This window comes from Sphingomonas sp. PP-CC-1A-547 (genome assembly GCF_003610375.1).
Lineage (GTDB): Bacteria > Pseudomonadota > Alphaproteobacteria > Sphingomonadales > Sphingomonadaceae > Sphingomonas.
The window spans coordinates 13668-34223 of the sequence record NZ_RAPZ01000012.1; the positions used below are offsets into that span (position 1 = coordinate 13668).

20 protein-coding genes, 1 tRNA gene and 1 pseudogene are annotated in these 20556 nt (G+C 65.9%); 10 read left to right on the forward strand and 12 right to left on the reverse strand.

The window, feature by feature from the left end; genetic code table 11:
• Positions 1–33: 33 nt before the first annotated feature.
• Positions 34–810 (forward strand): SDR family oxidoreductase, encoded by a 777-nt coding sequence (locus C8J39_RS11035; RefSeq protein WP_120300564.1) that lies wholly within the window; start codon positions 34–36, stop codon positions 808–810.
• A gap of 119 nt (positions 811–929) precedes the next feature.
• On the opposite strand, the gene C8J39_RS11040 is transcribed toward C8J39_RS11035, so the two are convergent.
• From C8J39_RS11040 to C8J39_RS11060, 5 genes are all read right to left on the reverse strand, one after another.
• Complete coding sequence (locus C8J39_RS11040; protein WP_120300565.1) at positions 930–1154, reverse strand: hypothetical protein; 225 nt, start codon at positions 1152–1154, stop codon at positions 930–932.
• 6 nt (positions 1155–1160) lie between these two features.
• On the reverse strand, positions 1161–2561 hold the full coding sequence (locus tag C8J39_RS11045; RefSeq protein ID WP_120300566.1) for a dihydrolipoamide acetyltransferase family protein: 1401 nt from the start codon (positions 2559–2561) through the stop codon (positions 1161–1163).
• Between the two features lie 103 nt (positions 2562–2664).
• A complete protein-coding gene (locus C8J39_RS11050) occupies positions 2665–3672 on the reverse strand; it encodes an alpha-ketoacid dehydrogenase subunit beta (RefSeq protein WP_120300914.1) in 1008 nt (335 codons plus the stop codon).
• 56 nt (positions 3673–3728) lie between these two features.
• Entirely contained in the window at positions 3729–5018 is a 1290-nt protein-coding gene (locus C8J39_RS11055; protein WP_056490339.1) for a thiamine pyrophosphate-dependent enzyme, read from the reverse strand.
• A 138-nt stretch (positions 5019–5156) separates the two neighbouring features.
• Positions 5157–6176, reverse strand: coding sequence for a fumarylacetoacetate hydrolase family protein (locus C8J39_RS11060; RefSeq protein WP_120300567.1), 1020 nt, complete (start codon positions 6174–6176; stop codon positions 5157–5159).
• A gap of 151 nt (positions 6177–6327) precedes the next feature.
• On the opposite strand from C8J39_RS11060, the gene C8J39_RS11065 reads away from it, so the two are divergent.
• From C8J39_RS11065 to C8J39_RS11080, 4 genes are all read left to right on the forward strand, one after another.
• Positions 6328–6558, forward strand: coding sequence for a DUF6894 family protein (locus C8J39_RS11065; RefSeq protein ID WP_120300568.1), 231 nt, complete (start codon positions 6328–6330; stop codon positions 6556–6558).
• Positions 6559–6735: 177 nt separating this feature from the next.
• Complete coding sequence (locus C8J39_RS11070; protein ID WP_243650061.1) at positions 6736–7470, forward strand: Crp/Fnr family transcriptional regulator; 735 nt, start codon at positions 6736–6738, stop codon at positions 7468–7470.
• A gap of 226 nt (positions 7471–7696) precedes the next feature.
• Positions 7697–9130 carry a DEAD/DEAH box helicase gene (locus tag C8J39_RS11075; protein WP_120300570.1) on the forward strand — a complete coding sequence of 478 codons (1434 nt, stop codon included), beginning with the start codon at positions 7697–7699 and terminating at the stop codon, positions 9128–9130.
• A gap of 57 nt (positions 9131–9187) precedes the next feature.
• The gene (locus tag C8J39_RS11080; protein WP_120300571.1) at positions 9188–9454 is read left to right on the forward strand and encodes a hypothetical protein; all 267 of its coding nucleotides are present in this window, start codon (positions 9188–9190) and stop codon (positions 9452–9454) included.
• A 220-nt stretch (positions 9455–9674) separates the two neighbouring features.
• On the opposite strand, the gene C8J39_RS11085 is transcribed toward C8J39_RS11080, so the two are convergent.
• The 5 genes and pseudogenes from C8J39_RS11085 to C8J39_RS11105 form a co-directional block, all read right to left on the reverse strand.
• A complete protein-coding gene (locus C8J39_RS11085; protein ID WP_120300572.1) occupies positions 9675–10340 on the reverse strand; it encodes a nitroreductase in 666 nt (221 codons plus the stop codon).
• Positions 10341–10457: 117 nt separating this feature from the next.
• The gene (hslU, locus tag C8J39_RS11090) at positions 10458–11753 is read right to left on the reverse strand and encodes an ATP-dependent protease ATPase subunit HslU (protein ID WP_060526425.1); all 1296 of its coding nucleotides are present in this window, start codon (positions 11751–11753) and stop codon (positions 10458–10460) included.
• A gap of 119 nt (positions 11754–11872) precedes the next feature.
• On the reverse strand, positions 11873–12415 hold the full coding sequence (gene hslV / locus C8J39_RS11095) for an ATP-dependent protease subunit HslV (RefSeq protein ID WP_120300573.1): 543 nt from the start codon (positions 12413–12415) through the stop codon (positions 11873–11875).
• A gap of 204 nt (positions 12416–12619) precedes the next feature.
• Positions 12620–12853, reverse strand: a pseudogene (locus C8J39_RS11100) (3TM-type holin); the annotation flags it as partial.
• Between the two features lie 88 nt (positions 12854–12941).
• Entirely contained in the window at positions 12942–13478 is a 537-nt protein-coding gene (locus tag C8J39_RS11105) for a glycoside hydrolase family 108 protein (RefSeq protein ID WP_120300574.1), read from the reverse strand.
• A 524-nt stretch (positions 13479–14002) separates the two neighbouring features.
• Between C8J39_RS11105 and C8J39_RS11110 the strand changes: the two genes are divergently transcribed.
• Positions 14003–16285: an NADP-dependent malic enzyme gene (locus C8J39_RS11110; RefSeq protein ID WP_120300575.1), complete on the forward strand. Its 2283-nt coding sequence runs from the start codon at positions 14003–14005 to the stop codon at positions 16283–16285.
• A gap of 215 nt (positions 16286–16500) precedes the next feature.
• Here C8J39_RS11110 and C8J39_RS11115 read toward each other — a convergent pair.
• Together C8J39_RS11115 and C8J39_RS11120 are read right to left on the reverse strand one after the other, a co-directional pair.
• Positions 16501–16577: transfer RNA gene (locus C8J39_RS11115), tRNA-Pro, on the reverse strand.
• Positions 16578–16670: 93 nt separating this feature from the next.
• Positions 16671–16979: a putative quinol monooxygenase gene (locus C8J39_RS11120; protein WP_120300576.1), complete on the reverse strand. Its 309-nt coding sequence runs from the start codon at positions 16977–16979 to the stop codon at positions 16671–16673.
• Between the two features lie 170 nt (positions 16980–17149).
• On the opposite strand from C8J39_RS11120, the gene yajC reads away from it, so the two are divergent.
• The 4 genes from yajC to C8J39_RS11140 are packed head-to-tail and all read left to right on the forward strand — an operon-like array spanning position 17150 to position 20460.
• Entirely contained in the window at positions 17150–17494 is a 345-nt protein-coding gene (yajC, locus tag C8J39_RS11125) for a preprotein translocase subunit YajC (RefSeq protein WP_056066746.1), read from the forward strand.
• Positions 17494–19098 carry a protein translocase subunit SecD gene (gene secD / locus C8J39_RS11130; RefSeq protein ID WP_056489897.1) on the forward strand — a complete coding sequence of 535 codons (1605 nt, stop codon included), beginning with the start codon at positions 17494–17496 and terminating at the stop codon, positions 19096–19098. Before yajC ends, secD begins: the two co-directional genes overlap by 1 nt.
• A 14-nt stretch (positions 19099–19112) precedes the next feature.
• Positions 19113–20078, forward strand: coding sequence for a protein translocase subunit SecF (gene secF, locus C8J39_RS11135; protein ID WP_056489900.1), 966 nt, complete (start codon positions 19113–19115; stop codon positions 20076–20078).
• Between the two features lie 7 nt (positions 20079–20085).
• The gene (locus C8J39_RS11140; RefSeq protein ID WP_060526420.1) at positions 20086–20460 is read left to right on the forward strand and encodes an Mth938-like domain-containing protein; all 375 of its coding nucleotides are present in this window, start codon (positions 20086–20088) and stop codon (positions 20458–20460) included.
• Positions 20461–20556: the final 96 nt, after the last annotated feature.

Below are 20556 nucleotides of genomic sequence, written 5' to 3' on the forward strand. Positions count from 1 at the left end.
AGGTTCGCGTCTTCTCGGATAGGGATGCGGGCTATGACGACGGCATTGATCACCGGCGCATCGGCGGGGTTGGGCGAAGGTTTTGCGCGCGCGCTTGCGGCCCAGGGCAATGCGCTGATCCTGACCGCGCGTCGGGTCGATCGGTTGGAGGCACTGGCGGCCGAACTGCGTGCGGCGCACGGGGTTACGGTGCATGTCTTCGCCGCCGATCTTGCGGATCAGGCTGGTCCGGACACGCTCATTGCTGCCATCGCAGCCGCCGCGTTGCCGATCGACGTGCTGATCAACAATGCCGGGTTCGGTGCGCGGGGTGATTTCGCGGAGCTGGATAGCGCGCTGCAACTGGGCATGATCGACCTGAATTGCCGTGCGCTGGTGGCGCTGACGCATGCCGTGCTGCCGCAGATGATCGCGCGTGGATCGGGTGGAATCCTCAACCTCGCCTCGGTCGCGTCGTTCCAGCCGGGGCCGTGGATGGCGGTCTATTATGCGAGCAAGGCGTTCGTGCTGAGCTTTTCCGAGGCGCTGCACGAGGAGGTGAAGGGCAAGGGCGTGCGCGTGGCGGCGCTATGCCCCGGGCCTACGCGGACCGAGTTCGCCGATGTCGCGGGGCTCGGCGATACCGCGCTGTTCGAGCGTTTGGCGAGCGATCCGGCGGTGGTGGTGCGTGACGGGTTGGCGGCGCTGGCGGCAAACCGGGCAGTGAAGGTGTCCGGTGCGCTGAACTTCGCGATGGCCGAGGGGATACGGTTTACGCCGCGGAGTCTCGCGCGGCGGATCGCGGGGTCTTTGCAGAAGGCGCGTGGGTAAGGCGTAACCTAAACAGCGGCTCCGCTTGCCGCCCCCTCCGTCAGGCTTTGCCTGCCACCTCCCCCTGGCGGGGGAGGATTGTTTTAGCACTTCACGTGTAAGGCGTGGGCGGCCGGCGGTTAGCGGCTGACCATGCCGGTTACGGTGATCTGCCCGCCGCGATCGACGATCTCGCCTTCGATCATGCCGCTGACGAGCACGGTCGCGCCGGGTTCGACGATCAGCGTGCCGTCGATCATCCCGGCGATCTCGGCGGTGACGCCGGCCGGGACGATCGCGGTGCCCTCGAGCATGCCCTCGAATTTACCCTCGATCGTCAGGTCGCCGCGGTGCATGCCCTTCATGCTCGCTCAGTCGGCGAACAGCAGGACGGGGGTTTCGAGGTACTTCTTGAGACCCTGGACGAAGCTTGCCGCGTCCCAGCCGTCGACGACGCGGTGGTCGCAGCTGATCGACAGGTTCATGAGTTTCGCGCGGACTACCTCGTCGCCCTTGAAGATCGGGCGTTCGACGATCTTGTTGGGGCCGATGATCGCAACTTCGGGGCGGTTGATGACCGGGGTCGTGGCGATGCCGCCGAGCGGGCCGAGCGAGGTTACCGTGATCGTGCCGCCGCCCATTTCGCTGGGGGCGAGCTTGCCGGCGCGCGCGGCTTCGGCGAGGCGGGTGATCTCGGTCGCGAGTTGCCAGACGTTGCGGTCCTGTGCGTCGCGGATCACGGGGACGGTGAGCCCGGCGTCGGTCTGTGCGGCCATGCCGAGATGGATGGCGCCGTGCCGCGTGACCACGCCGGCCTCGTCGTCATAGCGCGCGTTGAGCATCGGGAAGTCGGGGATCGTCTTGCAGATCGCGACGATCATCAGCGGCAGCATGGTAAGCTTGGGCCGGCCGCCGCGGTTGGCGTTGAGGTCGGCGCGCATCGCTTCGAGCGCGGTGACGTCGATCTCGTCGACATAGGTGAAGTGCGGGATCGCGCGCTTCGACGCGGCCATGTTTTCGGCGATGCGGCGACGCATGCCGATGACCTTGATGGGCTGGTCTTCGCGGGCGCGTGAGGCGTGCGGGGGGTGGTAGCCTTCGCCGGCGCCGTAGCGGAGGTAGGCGTCGAGGTCGGCGTGGCGGACGCGGTCGGAGTCGGATTTGACCGAGGCGAGGTCGATACCGAGGTCGCGGGCGCGGGCTCGGACTGCGGGGGATGCGAGCGCGTGGGCCTTTTGCTCCGCCTCAGCAGCAGGAACGGGTTGCGCCTTCTGCTCCCTCTCCCCGGCGGGGAGAACACGTGCTTGCTGTTCCCTCTCCCCGTTGGGGAGAGGGCTGGGGTGAGGGGTCGGGGCAGTTGCCGGCGTTTCCGCCTGGGGCTGACCCTCACCCCGACCCTCTCCCCGGAGGGGAGAGGGAGTTGCCTCGACCACCTCTCCGACGCCGGGGTTCTCGGCTTCGTATTGTTCGGCGGTCTCGGCCTGTGCCGACGTCAGCGGCGCAGCGACGACCTCGTCCGCGGCGTCGACCGCGTCCGTCTCGATCACCACCAGCGCAGCGCCGATCGACACCTGGTCGCCGACTTCGCCCGCGAGTTCGACGACCACGCCGGTCACCGGCGATTCCATCTCGACGGTGGCCTTGTCGGTCATCATGTCGGCGATCGGCGAATCCTCCTCGACGCGGTCGCCGATGGCGACGTGCCATGCGACGATCTCGGCCTCGGAGATGCCTTCGCCGATGTCCGGCAGCTTGAAGGTGAAGCGGGCCATCAAAAAATTCCGTTCGTTTCGAGCGAAGTCGAGAAACTTGCGTGAGGGGTACTGGAGGCTTCTCGACTGCGCTCGAAGCGAACGGGGGTGGGTGAAGGTACCATTATGCGTCCTTCATGATCTTTTTCAGGGCTTCGCCGATGCGAACCGGCCCCGGGAAATAGGCCCATTCGAGGCTGTGCGGGTACGGCGTGTCGAACCCGGTCACGCGCTCGATCGGCGCCTCGAGATGGTAGAAACAGCGTTCCTGGACGATCGCCGAAAGCTCCGCGCCGAAGCCGCTGGTGCGAGTCGCCTCGTGGACGATCATGCAGCGACCGGTCTTCTTCACCGACGCCTCGATCGTCTCGATGTCGAGCGGGACGAGCGTGCGCAGGTCGACGATCTCGGCGTCGATCCCGGCTTCGGCGACCACGGCCGCGCAGACATGGACCATCGTGCCGTAGGCGAGGATGGTGAGCGCCTCGCCCGCGCGGATGATCTTCGCCTTGCCGAGTTCGATCTTGTAATAGCCGGTCGGGACTTCGCCGGCCGGATGCTTCGACCAGTTCTGCGACGGGCGATCCCAATAGCCGTCGAACGGGCCGTTATAGATTCGCTTGGGCTCGAAGAAGAGCGTCGGATCATTGTCCTCGATCGCGGCGATCAGCAGGCCCTTGGCGTCATACGGCGTCGACGGGATCACCGTCTTGATGCCGGACATATGGGTGAAGAGCCCCTCCGGCGACTGGCTGTGCGTCTGCCCGCCGAAGATGCCGCCGCCGAACGGGGAGCGGACCGTGATCGGCGAGGTGAACTCGCCGGCCGAGCGGTAGCGCAGGCGCGCGGCTTCGGAGACGAGCTGGTCGAGCGCGGGGTAGATGTAATCGGCGAACTGGATCTCGGGGACGGGACGCAGGCCGTACGCGCCCATGCCGACCGCGACGCCGATGATGCCGCATTCGGTGATCGGGGTGTCGAACACGCGCGTCTTGCCGTGCTTGGCCTGGAGCCCGGCGGTCGCGCGGAAGACGCCGCCGAAATAGCCGACGTCCTCGCCCATGACGATCACGTCCGGGTCGCGCTCCATCATGATGTCCATGGCGGAGTTGATCGCCTGGATCATGTTCATGCGGGTGGTGGGTTCGGCGTCCGTTGCCTCGGACTCGGGTGCTTGCGTCATGTCGCTCATGCCTTGCGATCCCATGGACGGCCGCTGGCCGTTTCCTCGTCGAGCATCTGCTGACGCTGCTCCTTCAGATGCCACGGCAGTTCCTCGAACACGCCGTCGAACAACGATTCGAGCGGCTGATGCAGGCCGTGGCCGAGGATGCCGTTCTTCTCGGCCTCCTTCTGCGCGGCCTTGACCTGCTCGGCGAGTTCCTTGTCCTGCGCGGCGTGGCGCTCCTCGTCCCATTCACCGATCGCGATGAGGTGATCCTTGAGGCGCTTGATCGGGTCGCCGAGCGGCCAGGCGTTGGGCTCGCCTTCGCTGCGATACTGGCCGGGATCGTCGGAGGTCGAATGGCCTTCCGCGCGGTAGGTGAAATGCTCGATCAGCGTCGGGCCCTGGTTGGTCCGCGCGCGTTCGGCGGCCCATTCCGTCGCTGCGTACACCGCCAGCGCGTCATTGCCGTCGACGCGGAGCCCGGCAATGCCGTAGCCGACCGCGCGCGCCGCGAACGTCGTCGCCTCCGCGCCGGCGAACCCTGAGAAGCTCGAGATCGCCCACTGGTTGTTGACGACGTTGAAGATCACCGGCGCGCGGTAGACCGCGGCGAAGGTGCACGCCGAGTGGAAGTCGCCCTCCGCGGTCGAGCCCTCACCGCACCAGGTCGCGGCGATCCGCGTGTCGCCCTTGGCGGCGGACGCCATCGCCCAGCCGACTGCCTGCGGGTATTGCGTGGTGAGGTTGCCTGAGATCGAGAAGAACCCGGCTTCCTTGACCGAATACATGATTGGCAACTGCTTACCGCCGAGCCTGTCCGCGGTGTTCGAATAGATCTGGTTCATCATGTCGACGAGGCTCCAGCCCCGTGCGATCAGCAGGCCCTGCTGGCGATACGAGGGGAAGCACATGTCCTCGTAGTCGAGCGCATAGGCCGCCGCGACTGCGACCGCCTCCTCGCCGAGCGCCTTCATGTAGAAGCTGGTCTTGCCCTGCCGCTGCGCGCGGAACATGCGCTCGTCGAACGCGCGGAGCAGCGCCATGCTGCGCAACATGCGGCGCATCACGTCAGGCGAAAGCTTGGGGTCCCAGGGGCCGACCGCGTTGCCGTCGTCATCGAGCACGCGGACCAACGTATAGGCGAGATCGATGAAGTCGGACGCCTTGTCCGCGGTGTCGGGGCGGCGTGCCTCGCCGGCGGGCGGCACGTCGACTTCGGCGAAGTCCACCGCGTCGCCGGGGCGGAACTTCGGCTCGGGGATATGCAGCGTAAGTGGCTGCAAATTGGCGCGCGGATGCTCGCTTGCCATCGTCATTCCATCTCCATGAGGCCGCTGTGACCGCGGAACACTCTTACCGAGGCTTGTTATTAAATTTCAACGCAGATTGCGAGGGGGAGTTGCGCATTCACGATGTGCCGCGCGGATTTTTCTCCCCCTCCGCAGAATTCAGCCGCCGACGGTCTGTTCGATCACGCCGAAGATCGGATGGCGCTTGTCGTCCTCCGCCCAAATCCGGACGACGTCGCCCTGCTTGAGGAACGGCGTGACGGGCTTGCCGCCCTGGATCGTTTCGATCGTCCGCACTTCGGCGAGACAGGAATAGCCGACGCCGCCCTCGGCAACCGACTTGCCGGGACCACCATCGGGGCCGCGGTTCGAGACAGTGCCCGAACCGACGATCGTTCCCGCGCCAAGCTTCCGCGTCTTGGCGGCGTGCGCGACCAGCGTACCGAAGTCGAACGTCATGTCCTCGCCGGCCTCGGCGCGACCGAGCGGCTGGCCGTTGAGGTCGACCATCAGCTTGCGGTGGAGCTTGCCGTCCTTCCACCAGTCGCCCAGCGAGTCGGGGGTGACGAAGACGGGCGAGAACGCGCTCGCCGGCTTCGACTGGAAGAAGCCGAAGCCCTTGCCGAGCTCGCCGGGGATCAGGTTGCGCAAGGACACGTCGTTGGTGAGCCCGACCAGCAGGATCGCCGCCAGCGCCTTGTCGCGACTCGCGCCGAGCGGCACGTCGCCGGTGACGACGACGACCTCGGCCTCCATGTCGCAGCCCCAGGACTCGTCAGCGAGCGGGATCGGATCGCGGGGTCCGAGGAACCCGTCCGAGCCGCCCTGGTACATCAGCGGGTCGTGCCAGAAGCTGTCGGGCATCTCCGCCGCGCGCGCCTGTCGCACGAGCGCAACATGATTCACGTAGGCCGAGCCATCCGCCCATTGATACGCCCGTGGCAGCGGCGACTCGGCATCATGCTCGTGGAAGCGGCGCATCGGGATCATCTCGTGCTCGAGATCGGTCGACAGGTTCTTCAGGTCGATGGACAGGCGATCCCAGTCGTCGAGCGCGGCCTGCAGCGTCGGCGCGATGTGGCTGGCATCGGCGTACCAGGCGAGGTCGTTGGAGACGACCACGAGCTTGCCGTCTCGTCCTCGAGTGGCGTCGGGATGCTTCAGGCTGGCCAGTTTCATGGGGCGGATCCTCTATATGTTTGTACGCATCCTACGCCCGTGACGGAGTTCAAGTCGAGCATCCAGCGTGCAGCAAACCTGATTTTGGTAAGAGCGGAGCCAATGTCGACCTGATAGGTTCGAACTTGCGTAACGGTCGAGGAAGGTGAGCATGCCCAGATACTTCTTCGATATCGACAACCATAAACACGTGAACGACGACGACGGCACGAACCTGGCGGACGACGAGGAAGCGCGCGTCCAGGCGGTAATCTTCGCGGGTGATTATCTCAGCGATCATCCGGCAATCGCGCGCGACGGCGCTCGGTTCAGCGTAGCTGTCCGGAACGAGGCGGGCAGCGTACTGCTGACGGTCACGGTGACGATCGACGAAACGAGCTAGCCGAACGGCTGGCCTCGTTTTTCGCCACGGTCCCGGCAATCGGGCGCATAAATGTCATAACATGGGTTTTGTCGGCCCGGTCAATCCTGGGATAAGGTGCGTATTGTTGCAACGCGCTATTCCAGAGAGGGTGACAGCGAGAAACGAGTGCTCCTGCACTGGATGCGGAGAGTGCACGTGGATATCTCCACCGTGACTGAGAAGGTGTTACGGAAGTTCGAATCGCGGATGGCGATGGGTGCGGACGATCGTGCGCAGATCGCAGCCTTGCCGTTCAAGGTCCGGACGATCGATGCGTCGACCTATATGCTGCGCGAGGGCCAGCGTCCGACGCGCTGCGCGTTCATTCTGGACGGCCTAGCCTATCGACAAAAGCTGACGCCCAACGGCGAACGCGAGATCGTGTCGATCCTGATGCCGGGCGAGTTCGTCGATCTGCAGAACCTGTTCCTCGATGAGTCCGATCACGACATCCAGGCGCTGACGCGGCTGACGCTGGCCGAAGTGCCGATCGCGGCATTGCGCCTTTTCATCGAGGCGTGCCCGGCGGCGGGCCAGGCGTTGTGGATCGACGCGCTGATCGAGTCGTCGATCCACCGCGAGTGGCTGTTGAATGTCGGGCGGCGCAATGCGCGGAGCCGGCTGGCGCATCTGCTATGTGAATTTTCGGTGCGGTTCCAGAAATCGACGCTCGCCGATGCGATGGCGTATGAGTTGCCGATGACGCAGGAGCAGTTGGGCGATGCGCTCGGCCTCACCCCCGTCCACGTCAATCGCGTGCTGAAATCGCTCGAGACCGACGGCCTGATCGCGCGCAAGAAGCGCCAGGTGAGCGTGATCGACTGGCCCCGCCTGCGCGATGCCGCAGAGTTCAACGAACGCTATCTGCACCTCGGTCAGATTCGGCGCTGACCCCGCCACAGTTGCAAAAAGGGACCGAAGGTTGACTTTTCGACCGTGATACGCCAAATGGCCGCTATCGAGGCGTAATGCAGCGTGATTGGACCCTAGCCGGTCTTAGCTCCGCCTCGGTCGTTTCCAACGGGCTTCCCTTTTCACGCGGGGTGTCAAAACACCACCGCCCCTCGCGCGTCCTTGTGTGGATTCGCGAGCCCGGCATCTATTTGAGAGACTATTCATGTCATTTGCAAACCTCGGCCTTGCCGAGCCGCTCGTCCGTGCGCTCGAAGCCAAGGGCTATACCGAGCCGACGCCGATCCAGGCCCAGTCGATCCCGATCCTGCTCGAAGGCGGCGATCTGCTCGGCATCGCGCAGACCGGCACCGGCAAGACCGCGGCGTTCGTGCTGCCGTCGATCCAGCGCCTGACCGAAAACCAGAAGCGCGTCCTGCCGACGCATTGCCGCATGCTGGTGCTCGCGCCGACGCGCGAACTCGCCAGCCAGATCGCCGACAGCGCCCGCGCCTACGGTCAGTTCAGCAAGATGTCGGTGACGACCGTGTTCGGCGGCACCAGCATCAACAAGAACCGCCAGGACATGAGCCGCGGCGTCGACATCCTCGTCGCCACGCCGGGCCGCCTGATCGATCTGATCGAGCAGGGCTTCGTGAACCTGTCGATGATCGAGATCCTAGTGCTCGACGAAGCCGACCAGATGATGGACCTCGGCTTCATCCATGCGCTGAAGAAGATCGTTCGCATGCTGCCGAAGAAGCGCCAGACGCTGTTCTTCTCGGCGACGATGCCGGTCGCGATCCGCGAGTTGGCCAGCCAGTTCCTGCTCGATCCGAAGACGGTGTCGGTGAAGCCTGCCGCGACGACCGCCGAGCGCGTCGACCAGTATGTCACCTTCTGCAACCAGTCGGAGAAGCAGGCGCTGCTGACGATCACGCTGGCCGATCCGGCGATCGACCGTGCGCTCGTGTTCACGCGCACCAAGCATGGCGCCGACCGCGTCGTGAAGCTGCTGGCCGGCAACGGCATCGCCTCGAACGCGATCCACGGCAACAAGAGCCAGGGCCAGCGTGAGCGCGCACTCGGCGAGTTCAAGCAGGGCAAGGTCAAGGTCCTGATCGCGACCGACATCGCCGCACGCGGCATCGACGTCTCGGGCGTCTCGCACGTCATCAACTTCGAGCTGCCGAACGTCGCCGAGCAGTATGTCCACCGCATCGGCCGTACCGCGCGTGCGGGCGCGAGCGGCATCGCCGTCGCGTTCTGCGCGGATGACGAGAAGGCGTACCTGCGCGACATCGAGCGGATCACCCGCCAGAAGGTCCAGGTCAGGTCACTGCCGGACGATTTCGTCAACCTGTCGAACCAGATCAAGCAGACGCGCGTGAAGACGATGGGTGCGGACCCCGAGGTCCGGATCGACCGTCCGCGCGATCCGGCACGTCCGCGCGCGACGCATTCGCCGCGGGCGACCGGGACGACTGGTCGCAACTATGCGGGTGCTAGCCGTGGTGGCCAGGGTGGCGGCGGTCAGGGTGGCGGCGGTCGTCCGCAGGGCGGTGGTCGTCCCGGTGGTCAGGGCGGCGGTGGCCGTCCGGCCGGCGGCGGTGGTGGCCGTGGTCCGAGCCGCGGCGCGGGTCCGAGCTCGGCACGCTAAGGAGCATTCGTTCGCCTCGCGGGTTTGGTGTAGACCGGTCCCGCGAGGAGAATACTCATGGACGTTTCCACTACACCTGTCGCCGAACGCGTCGCACGCGTGCTGGCGGGACAGCGGATCAGCGCGAACGCCGGCGGCGATGCCGAGTCGGCGTCGCGGTTGATCGATGCGGCGTGGGCGGATTATCTGCCCGACGCGCTGGCGGTGCTGAAGACGTTACGCGAGCCTGACAAGGCGATGGCGGCGGCGGGCGATCTTGCGGTCTGGGAGGCTATGATCCTTGCGGGGATCAAGGGCGCCAAGCCGGTGACGGTGGTCCTCTAAACTTGTTTCCCCGCGAAGGCGGGGACCCAGTCTGGGCACCCGCCTTCGCGGGTGAACAAAATGGGGGCGACGTACCCGGCCCATATACACCACCCCGGCGAAGGCCGGGGCCCAGTTGGCAAGGCCGGTGTAACGAAGCGCTTCGCTCCGTTACCATCGTTACCCAATTGGCCCCCGGCCTTCGCCGGGGTGGTGTTTTGGTTAGCGTCGATGGCTTAAATCAGCTGATCGTCGTCAGCCATTCCGCTTCGTCCGCGCGCTCCGTGCGCAACGCATTGGCAGGTGCCCTCTTGTCCTCGTAGCCGATCGCCATGCCGCAAAAGAGCATGCGGTCTTCGGGCAGATCCAAGACCCTCCCGACCGTTTCCGGATACATCGCCCAGCATTCTTGCGGGCAGGTGGCGAGGCCGGCGTCTACCGCGAGCAGCATCAGGTTTTGTAGGTACATGCCGAGGTCCGACCATTGCGGCGGGCCCATGCGGCGATCGACCGTGCAGAAATACGCGGCGGGTGCGCCGAAAAACTGAAAGTTTTGGGCGAACCACTCTCGGCGGGCGGGCTTGTCGTCGCGGGGGATGCCGAGGTGGGCGTACATCGCTTCGCCGACGGCGTAGCGGCGGTCTCGGTAGGGGGCAACGAGGTCGCGAGGGTAGACGTCGTAGGCTGGGGTTTCGGCTTCGCCGGTGGCGAGTTTTTCGGCCATCGTCGCCTTGAGGCGGGTCATCGAGTCGCCTTGGACGATGGCGATGTGCCAGGGTTGGAGGTTGCCGCCGGTTGCGGCTCGGGATGCTTTTACGGCTAGGTCGTGGAGCAGGGTCGGGTCGACGGGGGCGTCAAGGAAGCCTCGGACGGAGCGGCGAGCGGCGATGGCTTCGGTCACGTCCATGGTGTTCTCCTAAACACCCCCCACTCCGTTCGCCCTGAGCGAAGTCGAAGGGCATGAGACTCAGGTGCTTCGACTTCGCTCAGCACGAACGGGGGGTGGCGCCCCCCCCGCCTTACCTCAGAGCACGAACCGGCTGAGGTCGGTGTTGCGGGCGATTTCCTTGAGCTGGCTGTCGACGTACGCGCCGTCGATGACGAGGTTCGAGCCGCCGCGGTCTTCGGCGTTGTAGCTCACCTCCTCCAGCAGCTTTTCCATCACCGTCTGCAGACGCCGCGCGCCGATGTTTTCGATCTCGGAGTTCACCTCGGCGGCGATGCGCGCGATTGCGGCGATGCCGTCTTCGGTGAACTCGATGCCGACGCCTTCTGTGGCGATCAGCGCCTTGTATTGCAGCGGCAGCGACGCCTTCGTGTCGGACAGGATCGCGACGAAATCAGCTTCGGTGAGGCCCTTCAGTTCGACGCGGATCGGCAGGCGGCCCTGGAGTTCGGGGAGCAGGTCGCTCGGCTTGGCGACGTGGAACGCGCCCGAGGCGATGAAGAGGATGTGGTCGGTCTTCATAGGCCCGTACTTGGTCGCGACGGTGGTACCTTCGATCAACGGCAGCAGGTCGCGCTGGACGCCTTCGCGGCTGATCGAGCCGCCGCGACCGTCCGAGACTGCGATCTTGTCGATTTCGTCGAGGAAGACGATGCCGTTGGCTTCCGCGTCGGCCAAGGCTGCACGGCTGACCTCGTCCTGGTCGAGGCGCTTGTCGGCCTCTTCCTCGACGAGCTTATCCCATGCCGCATGGACGGTGAGCTTGCGACGCTTGAGCTGCTGCCCGCCGCCGAACGACTTCATCATCTCGCCGAGATTGATCATCTGCGGCGCGCCGCCGGGGATCTCGAACGGCGTGGTCGGCGCCTGCTCGACTTCGATCTCGACTTCGGCGGAGTTCAGATGACCGTCGAGGAAGCGCTGCTTGAAGCTTTCGCGCGTCGCGGTGCTCGAATCCTTGCCGACAAGTGCGTCGAGCAAACGCCCCATCGCTGCCTCTTCGGCCTTGTCCTTGACGGCTATACGACGCCGTTCCTTTTCGAGGCGGATGGCTTCCTCGACGAGGTCGCGGGCGATCTGCTCGACGTCGCGGCCGACATAGCCGACTTCGGTAAACTTGGTCGCCTCGACCTTCACGAACGGCGCGTCGGCGAGCTTGGCCAGACGGCGGCTGATCTCGGTCTTGCCGCAGCCGGTCGGTCCGATCATCAGGATGTTCTTGGGCGTGACCTCGTCGCGAAGATCTTCGCTGAGCTGCTGACGGCGCCAGCGGTTGCGCATCGCGACCGCGACCGCGCGTTTCGCGGCGGCCTGGCCGATGATGTGGGCGTCGAGCGCGGCGACGATGGCCTTGGGGGTGAGCTGGTCGTTCATTTGTTTACCTTCTCCCCTCCCGCTCGGGAGGGGTCGGGGGAGGGCGTGGCCGCAGCGAAAGGCGTGGGTGGGGTGTATTTCAGCCCCTCCCCTAACCCCTCCCGCAAGCGGGAGGGGGATTACGTAGTCGAGTCCATCGTTTCGACCGTGAGGCGGTCGTTGGTGTAGACGCAGAGCTCGGACGCGATGCCCATTGCCTTGCGGCAGAGGACTTCGGCGTCGGTCTCGTATTCTACCAGCGCTCGGGCGGCGGCGAGCGCGTAGTTGCCGCCGGAGCCGATCGCGGCGACGCCGTTTTCCGGCTCCAACACGTCGCCGTTGCCGGTGAGGATCAGCGTCACGTCCTCGTCGGCGACGATCATCATCGCTTCGAGGTTGCGGAGGAACTTGTCGGTGCGCCAGTCCTTGGCGAGTTCGACCGCGGCGCGCAGCAGCTGGCCCTGGTGTGCTTCGAGCTTGCGTTCGAGGCGTTCGAACAAGGTGAACGCGTCCGCGGTGGCGCCGGCGAATCCGCCGATGACGCTGCCGTCGCCTAGGCGGCGGACCTTGCGCGCGTTGGGTTTCATGACGGTCTGGCCCATCGAGACCTGGCCGTCGCCGATCACGACGACCTTGCCGCCGCGGCGGACCGAGAGGATCGTGGTGCCGTGCCATGTCGGCATGGCGTGGGGGTCGTTGCTCATAGGCGCGATGTAGGGTTTGGTTTTGGGGGTGCAACGCCCCTGCCGCCTCCCATCCCCCCTCTCCCATCATCCGTCATCCCCGCGCAGGCGGGGATCCAGACCCTCGGACCTCACCCGTTCATCACTGAAGTCAGCCAGTATGGGTTCCCGCCTCCGCGGGAATGACGAAGGAGGCTTGGGTGGTTACCGCCCCTTCCCCCATTCCCGCGCCACCGTGTAGCCGAGATAGCCGGTGCCGAAGAGCGCGTAGAGGGGTTCGGGGATCGCGTTGAGATACGCTGCCATGCCGGCCGCTATTGCCTGCGCCGTCTGCGGGCGGACGGCGGCGATCAGGCCTGCGGGGATCGCGCCGAGCAGCAATGTGTACATCACGTAGAGGAACGTCGGGCGGGCTCGGGTAATCCAGGGGTCTGGTGCTGGATCAAGGGGTTGCGGGGTCATTGGCTGTCTCCGGGAATTTGGAAGTGCACAAAGTTCACACGCTGGGAGCGTTTTCGCAGGGGCCTCAGACGCGGTTCGCGAGCCAGCCGTAGAGGAAGGCTTCGTTCGCCGGGCGCGTCTCGGCGAGGGCGACGTAGCGTTCGCCCTGGAGCGCCTCGATCGCCTTCAGGAGCACGGTTTCGCCGCCGGGTTTGCGGCGGGCTAGGAAGGCGTCGAGTGCGGTCAGGGTCGCGGGGCCGATGCGGCCGTCGAGGATCATGTCGGGGTAGTCGGTGGCGCCGCGGTTGAGCGCGTTGAGGGCGCGCTGGAGGAAGGTGGCGGCGACCGCGGGGCCCATGTTGATGCCGGTGTCGAAGAGTTCTTCGGCGATTTTCGGGGCTCGGGGGGCGATCTGGTCGAAGGCCGGGCGGGTCCAGTAGAGGCGGTGGTAGATGGTTTCCGCCTGGTCGCGGGGGAAATTGCGCATGTCTCCGGGGTAGCCGTTGGTGCGGGCTACGCTTTCCGTGATGCCGTAGCGGGTGGGGCCGCCTCGGTCTGCGGGGTGGTTGGAGTAGCCGCCTTCGCGGTCGATGACGGCGTCGATTAGGTGGTCGATGGTCATGGCTGACTCCCGGTTTTGTTGGGGGCGAGCGAACCATATTGGTTCGTTGTAGGACAGGGGAATTTGGCTCGTCGCACTCGGCCTTTCTTTCTCCCCTCCCTGGAAGGGAGGGGTTGGGGGTGGGTTGGCCTGCTTGGGTTGCGACAGGTTTGTATGCGGAAGCCGACCCACCCCCGGCCCCTCCCTTCCAGGGAGGGGGGCGAGAAGTGCTTTTCATCCTCTGCACCACCCCGGCGGAGGCCGGGGTCCAATTGGGGGACGGTGCTGACGGAGGACGGCGCTTCGTTATGTCCGACGTTCCAATTGGGCCCCGGCCTTCGCCGGGGTGGTGCTGTGCTGGGATGGTGCTGTGGTGTGGGGTACCGGGTCGCGACCTTGCCCCCCGCCCCACCCAAACCGACGCTACGTCCGCGCGGGGTTGGCGGATCGGTGCGCCTAAGGCTATGCGCTGCCTTGAACATTCGCCGCGGGCTCTGTCTGCGCGCCCACCCGGTCGCCGCCGCGGCCGACAGGTTAGGAAGACCATGGAAGACGATTTCCGCAAAGCCGCGCTCGATTATCACCGCTATCCCAAGCCCGGTAAGCTCTCGGTCGAGGCGACCAAGCGGATGGCGACGCAGCGCGATCTCGCGCTCGCTTACTCGCCGGGCGTGGCCGCTGCGTGCGAGGAAATCGCCGCGGATCCGGACAAGGCGCGGGATTACACCGCGCGGGGCAACCTGGTTGCGGTCATCACCAACGGCACCGCGGTGCTCGGGCTCGGCGCGATCGGTGCGCTGGCGTCGAAGCCGGTGATGGAGGGCAAGGCGGTGCTCTTCAAGAAGTTCGCCGGGATCGACTGCTTCGATATCGAGATCGACCAGCTCGATCCGCAGGCGTTCATCGAGGCGGTCCGCGTGCTCGAGCCGACGTTCGGCGGGATCAATCTCGAGGACATCAAGGCGCCGGAATGCTTCGAGATCGAGACGAAGCTGCGCGAGCTGATGAACATCCCGGTGTTCCATGACGACCAGCACGGTACCGCGATCGTGTGTGCCGCCGCGGTGCGCAACGTGCTGGAACTGCGCGGCAAGCGGCTCGACCAGATGAAGCTGGTGACGTCGGGCGCAGGCGCGGCGGCGCTGGCGACGGTCGACCTGCTGGTGTCGATGGGGCTCAATCCCGAGAACGTCACGCTGACCGATATCGCGGGCGTGGTGCATAAGGATCGCGGCGACGTGATGCCGCCGAACATGGCGCGGTACGCCCGCACGACCAACGCGCGGACCCTGCCGGACGTGCTGGAGGGGGCGGACATCTTCCTCGGGCTGTCGGCGCCGCGCGTGCTGAAGCAGGAATGGCTGCATCTGCTCGCGCCCGATCCGCTGATCCTCGCGCTGGCGAATCCGGAGCCCGAGATCCAGCCGGCGCTGGTCCACGCGACCCGGCCCGACGCGATCATCGCCACTGGCCGCTCGGATTTTCCGAACCAGGTCAACAACGTGCTGTGCTTCCCGTTCATCTTCCGCGGGGCGCTCGACGTCGGCGCGACCGAGATCAACGAGGCGATGAAGGTCGCGGCGGTCGATGCGATCGCAGCCCTGGCGCGTGCGACGGCTTCGGACGTGGTCGTCACCGCTTACGGCGGCGCAACGCCGGTGTTCGGGCCGACCTACATCATCCCCAAGCCGTTCGATCCGCGGCTGATCCTTCACGTCGCGCCGGCAGTGGCGAAGGCGGCGATGGACTCGGGCGTGGCGACGCGGCCGATCGAGGATTTCGACGCGTACCTGCGTGACCTCGAAGTGTTCGTGTATCGTTCGGGCCAGCTGATGCGGCCGATCTTCGCGCGCGCCAAGCAGGCGGGGCGCTCGATCGCCTATGGCGAGGGCGAGGACGACCGCACGCTGCGCGCGGTGCAGACGGTGATCGACGAGGGGATAGGGCGGCCGGTGCTGATCGGGCGGCGCGAGGTGATCGCCGAGAAGATCCAGTCGAGCGGATTGCGGATGGCGATCGGCACCGATGTCGAGGTGCTCGATCCGGGTACGGACCGCGAAGTGTTCGATCCTCTGCTCGCCGGGTACAATGCGCTGGTCGGCCGTCGCGGATCGCCGCCCGACAGTGCCGAGCGCGCGCTGCGGACTCGGCCGAGCGTGGCGGCGGCGATGCTGCTGCGCGAGGGGCGCGTCGATGCGGCCTTGTGTGGTGGCATCGGCGACTGGTGGACGCAGATGACCTACGTCATGCCGCTGATCCCGCGGATGCCCGGCGTTTCGCGCCTATATGCGATGTCGGCGGTGATCCTGCGCACCGGCAGTCTTTTCTTCTGCGATACGCATGTGACGGTCGATCCGACTGCCGAGCAGATCGCCGAGATGACGTTGCTGGCGGCCGAGGCGGTGCGCGCGTTCGCGATCGAACCGAAGGCGGCGTTGCTGTCGCATTCGAGCTTCGGTGCGTCGCGGTCGCCGTCGGCGCAGAAGATGCGCGCGGGGCATGCATTGCTGAAGGCGGCGGCGCCCGAGTTCGAGTTCGATGGCGAGATGCACGGCGATGCGGCGCTGTCGGAGGCGCTGCGGCGGCGGTTGGTCGCGGACAGCCCGCTTACGGGCTCGGCGAACTTGCTGGTGATGCCGAACATCGATGCGGCGAACATCGCGGTGTCGCTGCTGTCGGCGTCGACCGAGTCGCTGCCGCTGGGGCCGATGCTGCTGGGGCTCGCCAAGCCGTTGCAGATGATGGTGCCTAGCGTGACCGCGCGGGGGATCGTTAACTTGAGCGCGGTAGCCGTGGGTCATGCGGCGACGGTGAGCGAGACGGCGTAAACCTTCTCCTTCTGCCCCCCTCCCTGGCAGGGAGGGGTTGGGGGTGGGTCGGTTTCCGCATGTTCGGACCGGTGGGGCTCAAACCGGCCTACCCACCCCCAGCCCCTCCCTTTCAGGGAGGGGAGCGCGGTTGTGGGAGGGGCGAGCGTCGCGCAAGAACCAACGGCAAGACTGCTCCCTGAGCAGCGCCGCGTCTTTTCATCGATGTAAGAAAATGGTCGGAGCGACAGGATTCGAACCTGCGACCCCCACACCCCCAGTGTGGTGCGCTACCAGGCTGCGCTACGCTCCGACCGAACGGGCCGCATAGCAGCCCGAGCCGCGCGCTCTACGCAGGGTCGGCGTGCGATGCAAGTCGCAACGCCGCTTGCCCGCAAGAATTGCCTCAGTCCCCCATTAGCGTGCGCCAGAAGCTGCCGTCATACGACTTCACGCTGACCTGCTCGATGGTGTACGCGCGCAGGGCGCGACCGAAGGCCTTCTGGTGTTCGGCCTGGCCGTGCGCGGCGATCGCCTCGGGACTCGCCCAGCGTTCGGAGATCCGGATCAGGTCGGGATCGACCAGGTCGAGTGCGAGATTGTAGAACTCGCAGCCGTCTTCCTTGGCGCAGGCGGCCATGTGCGCGATCAGCGTGTCGGCGATCTTCGCGCCTTCGCCTGCGGCCAGCTTGATATGTCCCATCACCAGAATCATCGCATCTCTCCTGTTTCGCGCCGGTTTCGTCGCAACTTCATCGTGGTCTCTACACGAACCGTCCGCGCCTGCGTCAGTTGCACGGGACACCAAGCGATGATAGCGGGCGGACCAATGCGACCGGCCGCGCGGCGCGCGAACCGAGCCACCCTTCACAGATACGGAACTCCATGTTCATCTCACCAGCATACGCCCAGGCCGCAGACGGCGCCGCCACGACGGCGGGAGGCGGGATCGCCTCGTTCCTGAGCCTCGCGCCGCTCTTCCTCGTGTTCGTCGTGTTCTATTTCCTGATGATCCGTCCGCAGCAAAAGCGCATGAAGGCGCTGCAGGCTTCGGTCGCGGCGGTGAAGAAGAACGACAGCGTCGTGACCTCGGGCGGGATCCTGGGCAAGGTGACCAAGGTCGAGGATAATGTCGTCGAGGTCGAGATCGCGCCGAATGTCCGCGTGCGCGTCGTCAAGGCGACGTTGACCGACATCACCAGCCCCAACACGAAGCCGGCGAACGACTGATGCTCGACTTCCCGCGCTGGAAAATCGGGTCGATCATCGGGTTGCTGGCGGCATTGTGCCTGCTGGCGATCCCGAGCTTCCTCCCCGAGAGCACCACGAGCCAATGGGGGCGGATTCCGCATCCGCACATCAACCTCGGGCTCGATCTCGCCGGCGGCAGCTATCTGCTGCTCGAGGCGGATACCGCCGACCTCGCCGCGACGCGGATCGAGGCGATGCGCGACAGCGTCGCGGGGACGATGCGCAACGGGACGCCGCGGATCGAGATCGGCGACATTTCGACGCGGGGCGGCCAGCTGACGTTTCTGCTGCGTGATCCGAGCCAGGTCGACGCGGCGCGCGAGCGCCTGCTGGCGATCACCGGCGGCGGCGCCGGGATGAGCGGCCAGCGCGAATGGGACATCAACGTCGTCGACACGAGCCGGTTCGTGCTCAAGCCGACCCAGGCCGGACTGACCCAGGCGGTCGACACCGCGATGAAGGACGCGACCGAAGTCGTCCGTCGTCGTATCGACGCGCTCGGCACCAAGGAGCCGACGATCGTTCGCCAGGGCGCGACGCGGATCGTGGTGCAGGTGCCGGGGCTGAAGAACCCGCAGGCGCTGAAGGAGCTGATCGGCAAGACCGCCAAGCTCGAGTTCAAGCTGGTCGACGAGACTGCGAACCCGGCCGATCTGGTCAAGGGGATCGCCCCGGTCGGCAGCCAGGTGCTGCCGTATCCGGGCAATCCGCGCGGCGTGCCGTTCATCGCGGTCAAGCGATCGGTGATCATCTCGGGCGACCAACTCGCCGATGCACGCCAGGAGTTCGAGTCGCAGACCAACGCAGCCCAGGTGGCGATCACGTTCGACGCAGTCGGCGGCCGTCGCTTCGCCAAGGTGACGACCGAGAACACCAACAAGCCGTTCGCGATCATCCTCGACAATTCGGTGATCTCCGCACCCAACATCAACGAGCCGATCCTCGGCGGTCGTGCGTCGATCTCGGGCAACTTCACCGTCGAGTCGGCGAACGCGCTGGCGATCTCGCTGCGGTCGGGCAAGCTCCCGGTCAATTTGAAGACGATCGCCGAGAGCACCGTCAGCCCCGATCTCGGCAAGGACTCGATCCGCGCCGGCGTGCTGGCGTCGATCGTCGCCGCGCTGCTCGTGATCGTGTTCATGTTCGTCACCTATGGCCGGTTCGGCCTGTATGCGAACCTCGCGGTGGTCATCAACATCCTGGTCATCGTCGCCGTCATGGCGATGTTGAACGCGACGCTGACGCTGCCCGGTATCGCCGGGTTCGTGCTGACGATCGGTACCGCGGTGGATGCCAACGTGCTGATCAACGAGCGTATTCGCGAGGAGCGGCGACGCGGGCGTAGCGTCGTCCAGTCGGTCGAGCTCGGCTACAAGGAAGCATCGCGGACGATCTTCGAGGCCAACGTGACGCACGCCATCACCGGCGTGATCATGCTGCTGCTCGGCTCGGGCCCGGTGAAGGGCTTCGCGGTCGTGCTGCTGATCGGGATCTGCACGTCGGTGTTCACCGCCGTCACGTTCACGCGGATGATGGTCGCGCTGTGGCTGCGGAAGAACCGCCCCACCACGATCAATATTTGAGGCGGGAGATAACCATGCGCCTGCTGAAACTCGTACCCGACAACACGAACCTCAAGTTCGTCTCGCTCCGCAAATGGGCGTTCGGGCTGACCCTGCTGCTGTCCCTGCTCGCGGTCGGGCTGGTCGTGACGAAGGGCCTCAACATGGGCGTCGACTTCGTCGGCGGCGTCCTGATCGAGGAAAAGTTCGCGACCCCGCCGTCGATCGACGCGGTCCGCACCGAAGTCGACCGGCTCGGCGTCGGCGAAGCCTCGATCCAGTCGTTCAGCGATCCCAAGACGCTGTCGATCCGCCTGCCCGTCCCCGCCGGTGACGAAGGCGCGACCAACCGCCTCGTCAAGAAGGTGTCGGACGACCTCGCCGTGAAGTTCCCCGGCGCGACGTTCTCGAAGTACGACACGATCTCGGGCAAGGTCTCGGACGAGCTGATCAGCAAGGGTTTACTCGCGGTCGGCCTCGCGATCCTCGGCATCGCGCTGTTCGCGGTGGTCCGGTTCGAGTGGCAGTTCGGCGTGTCGACCGTCGTCGCGATCGTCCACGATCTGTTGATGACGCTAGGCTTCTTCGCGCTGACGCAATTCGAGTTCGACCTGAACATCGTCGCGGCGGTGCTGACGATCATCTCGTACTCGATCAACGACAAGATCGTGATCGACGACCGTATCCGCGAGAATATGCGCCGGTACCGGAAGATGGACATGCGCGAGATCATCGACCTGTCGGTGAACGAGACGCTGCCGCGTACCGTGATGACGTCGGTGACGATCCTGCTCGCACTGGTCGCGATGCTGGTGCTCGGCGGCCACGTGCTGCGCGGGTTCACCGCGGCGATGATCCTGGGTATCGTCGTGGGCACGTATTCGTCGATCTACGTGTCGTCGTCGCTGCTGATCACGCTGGGGCTGCGGGCCGATCCTGCGCCGCGCAAGGGCGGCGTGCAGGACGGTGCCGAGCGGGTTGGTCCGAAGGTCGAGCGTTGATCACGTCATGAGAATGGACCGCGAGAAGACCGATGGGCCGATGATCTCGGCGATCGGTCGGGCTGGGTTCAAGGTCGATGACGGCTATTACACGGCGCTGTCTATCAGTCCCGAACGTGCGGATGGCTGGGAGCCGCCGGCGTTCGAGGCGCTGGGCGAGGCGGACGTGGCGGCGTTGCTGGCGCTCGATCCGCCGCCGGAGTTCCTGTTGTTGGGGACCGGTTCCGCGCTGCGTCAGCCGCCGCTTGCGTTCAAGCGGGCGGTCGAGGCACGGGGGTTCGGGATCGAGGCTATGGATAGCCGAGCTGCCGCTCGGGCTTGGGCGGTTCTGCGCGGTGAGGGTCGCTGGATCGTGGCAGCGCTGTACCCGCTCGAGGGGTGATCTGAGACTGCTGATCCTCCCCCGCCAGGGGGAGGTGGCTGGCGCTTGCCAGACGGAGGGGGAGGAAAGGGCAACAGTCGTTGCGAGTTCCTCCCC